Origin of the sequence: Paraburkholderia sp. SIMBA_030 (assembly GCF_046535245.1) — a bacterium.
Taxonomy (GTDB): domain Bacteria; phylum Pseudomonadota; class Gammaproteobacteria; order Burkholderiales; family Burkholderiaceae; genus Paraburkholderia.
Map to the genome: position 1 here is coordinate 1 of NZ_JAWRXB010000372.1, position 277 is coordinate 277.

At 57.4% G+C, this 277-nt stretch carries 1 protein-coding gene; it reads left to right on the forward strand.

The features are described from left to right. Window positions 1-68: 68 nt before the first annotated feature. Window positions 69-149, forward strand: coding sequence for a potassium-transporting ATPase subunit F (locus SB772_RS40395; RefSeq protein WP_410838568.1), 81 nt, complete (start codon window positions 69-71; stop codon window positions 147-149). Window positions 150-277: the final 128 nt, after the last annotated feature.

The window sequence follows — 277 nt, forward strand, 5'->3', positions numbered from 1 at the left end:
GCCCACCTCTTGGGCAAAATGGTCGACGGCGATGGCCCGGTGAGTGGTCAATGAACGTGGACGCCATCATGTGGGTGTGCTTGTTCATTGCCGGATTGGCCATGGCCGTATACCTTCTGGCCGTGCTGCTTAACCCGGAAAAGTGGTGACAGCACGTGGCTTTTAGTATCGCGTCATTCATCACCCAGATCGGGGTCCTGTTGGTGGCCCTGATCCTCCTGCACAAACCGCTGGGCTTGTACTTGGAACGTGTTTTCTCCGGCAACAAGTCCCGGGG

What these genes read in the sequence shown, in the direction of transcription:
- SB772_RS40395 (WP_410838568.1), top strand. Translation starts at nt 69, where the DNA reads ATGTGGGTGTGCTTGTTCATTGCCGGATTGGCCATGGCCGTATACCTT.